This window comes from Okeania sp. (assembly GCF_983059655.1).
Genome location: NZ_CEZPJD010001046.1, coordinates 1 through 2,270, shown reverse-complemented (window position 1 = coordinate 2,270; position 2,270 = coordinate 1). Strand labels below are relative to the sequence as shown.

At 35.0% G+C, this 2,270-nt stretch carries 5 protein-coding genes and 1 pseudogene; 3 read left to right on the top strand and 3 right to left on the bottom strand.

Features of this window, described 5'->3' with window-relative positions:
- From AC3DU7_RS31610 to AC3DU7_RS31600, 3 genes are all read right to left on the bottom strand, one after another.
- The coding region (locus tag AC3DU7_RS31610; protein ID WP_488043186.1) for a hypothetical protein at positions 1-254 on the bottom strand (254 nt) is incomplete at its 3' end.
- A 25-nt stretch (positions 255-279) separates the two neighbouring features.
- Entirely contained in the window at positions 280-615 is a 336-nt protein-coding gene (locus AC3DU7_RS31605) for a DUF5615 family PIN-like protein (RefSeq protein WP_488043185.1), read from the bottom strand.
- Positions 605-928 carry a DUF433 domain-containing protein gene (locus tag AC3DU7_RS31600; protein ID WP_488043184.1) on the bottom strand — a complete coding sequence of 108 codons (324 nt, stop codon included), beginning with the start codon at positions 926-928 and terminating at the stop codon, positions 605-607. Before AC3DU7_RS31600 ends, AC3DU7_RS31605 begins: the two co-directional genes overlap by 11 nt.
- Positions 929-1,150: 222 nt before the next feature.
- Between AC3DU7_RS31600 and AC3DU7_RS31595 the strand changes: the two genes are divergently transcribed.
- From AC3DU7_RS31595 to AC3DU7_RS31585, 3 genes and pseudogenes are all read left to right on the top strand, one after another.
- Entirely contained in the window at positions 1,151-1,309 is a 159-nt protein-coding gene (locus tag AC3DU7_RS31595; RefSeq protein WP_488043183.1) for a DUF4160 domain-containing protein, read from the top strand.
- A 58-nt stretch (positions 1,310-1,367) separates the two neighbouring features.
- The gene (locus AC3DU7_RS31590; protein ID WP_488043182.1) at positions 1,368-1,643 is read left to right on the top strand and encodes a DUF2442 domain-containing protein; all 276 of its coding nucleotides are present in this window, start codon (positions 1,368-1,370) and stop codon (positions 1,641-1,643) included.
- A 321-nt stretch (positions 1,644-1,964) separates the two neighbouring features.
- Positions 1,965-2,270, top strand: a pseudogene (locus AC3DU7_RS31585) (hypothetical protein); the annotation flags it as partial.

Here is a 2,270-nt window from a genome sequence, read left to right as displayed (position 1 = left end):
TTTTTTGACAGGTCTGTTGGTACTTTTTCCCATTCACAAGCAGGAATTTTTGCTCCTATTTCTACAGCTATTTCCCATATTGGTCGTGCCTGGTTATCGTATTCAATATCTACTGATTTTTGTTCCTGTTTGAGATTAGTATACTGAGTAACTTCTTGTACTTGTTGCACAATTTTTTCTAATAACCATAATTTCTCTTCTAAAGATAAATTTTGGATTGAGTTTTCGAGTTGTATTAATTTTGCTGAGACCATTTTTCCTCCTAGTTATATGCCTATTTCAAATATATTCTACTCTACCTATCATTTCCTCTGGAGTATAAACCTCATAAATCAAAATCAGACATCTGATAATTTCACCAATGGAACGAGAGTTAGGTGAACAATAAGCAATTCCAGGGTGTTCGTTTGTTTGACTAGCGATAATCAGAAAATCATCATCGTGAGTCACCATCACTCGTTTTTCACTGCGGATAAATTCTAAGTGCGACTCATCACTTTGAGTTCTTAACCCAGTCTCTACAGTAGTTGTTACATCTATACCATAACGACGTAACCCATTTGCAATGCTATTGTCGATGTGTTCGTCTAAATGAAATTTTATTTTATCGCTCATCTCTAATTGCCTTTAATTTTGCTTGTAGTGGAGATAGAGGACTATTTCGTTTTAATTCTTCTACCTTAGCTCGACTTTCAGCAGTATGTCTGTCTATTTCTTCTCGGCGATCGTAATAATATGCCATTGCTGCATGAACTGCTGCTAAGGGTAGATTGTATTTACCTGCAATTTCTTCTATAGATATTCCCATTTTAAGATACATTTCAGCTACATGAGCAACTGAAATGCGATGACCAGCAATGCGTGGTTTGCCACCTAAAACACCAGGGGTGATGTCAATATATTCTGTAATTACTGATTGTATCGGCATTTTTTTACTTTTTTGATTTACCATAATTTTAGCATAAAACTATTTGTTTAAAATTAATAGCGATCGCCTATTTTATCTATGGCAATATTGACCGAATTTTTGGTATCGGAACTTCTCCTCCTAATTCTTGAGCAGTTTAATACTATTCTTGCATAATTATTTCTACATTTTGCAATACTTCACAATATATGCTATTGATAAAGTAAATTTTCGCGGTCAAAAATGCCAACTGTTCTAAGATTTGAAGCATATCGCTTTTACTTCTATAGTCACGAACCAAACGAAGCACCACATATTCATGTTGATAGAGATAATCTTTCTGCCAAATTCTGGTTATCTTCTGTATCTCTAGCTAAGAATATTGGGTTTAGTCCTAAATAGTTAAGAAAAATTCAATCAATTGTCGAATTTAATCAACAAAATTTTTTGGAAAAATGGGATGAGTATTTCAACACCTCAAGCTGATGAGCGAATTAAAAATGTACAAATACAAGAGGATACTTTCAGTGTTGAACTGATGGATGGACGTACTATTACTGTTCCTTTAGCTTGGTATCCTCGTCTATTAAAAGCAACTCCAGAACAACTACAAGAATGGGAGATATGTGGTGGTGGTTATGGTATTCATTGGGAAGAAATAGACGAAGATATTAGCACCGAGGGATTATTAAGAGGTGCCCCCGCTCCTGGTAGTCAAGTACGTTCGTTGGTATAAAAGTAGCAGGTATTGTTAGTTTGATTATAGTGGCGATAGCTCTTGTTATGAGGAGGGCGATCGCCTGTTTTATCTATGGCAATATTGACCGAATTTTTGGTGTAGGAATGTCTGGTTCTAATTCTTGAGCAGTTTCTATCCATTCTTGCATAATTATTTCAAATTTTGCAGTGCTTCCTGATAGGTTTCACCATCAGCATTATCCGATCATTATCAAAAAATCTGTTACATCTGCTATACATTTTCTTAATTGGATGACTATACTTGAAAAGCATAAAATTATAATTAGTATTATATAAAAACTATAGTGCTACAGTACAAATGACTACTATTACAACAAGAGAAGCTGCTTTTTTATTAGGTATTTGTTGTCAACGAGTAAGAGTTCTACTTTCTCAAGGTAGAATTAGAGGTGCTTATAAGCATAAAGGATTTTGGCAAATTCCTGTTTATGGTCAGCGGAAAATGCCTGTGGTTGTACCAGGCACAAGAGGTCCGAAAGGTGTTTGGTGTCATCAGGAACGAAAGAAACCGACGATAATTCATGTCAATCAACAGAAAATTAAAAAAAATGGCAAGAGAATTAAGCACGATCCTCTAATGACTCCCGATCAATTGAAACCAGTA

Excerpts from the sequence above, each read along its gene's own strand:
- AC3DU7_RS31600 (WP_488043184.1), bottom strand. The coding sequence starts at position 928 with ATGCCGATACAATCAGTAATTACAGAATATATTGACATCACCCCTGGT.
- AC3DU7_RS31605 (WP_488043185.1), bottom strand. The coding sequence starts at position 615 with ATGAGCGATAAAATAAAATTTCATTTAGACGAACACATCGACAATAGC.
- AC3DU7_RS31590 (WP_488043182.1), top strand. The coding sequence starts at position 1,368 with ATGAGTATTTCAACACCTCAAGCTGATGAGCGAATTAAAAATGTACAA.
- AC3DU7_RS31595 (WP_488043183.1), top strand. The coding sequence starts at position 1,151 with ATGCCAACTGTTCTAAGATTTGAAGCATATCGCTTTTACTTCTATAGT.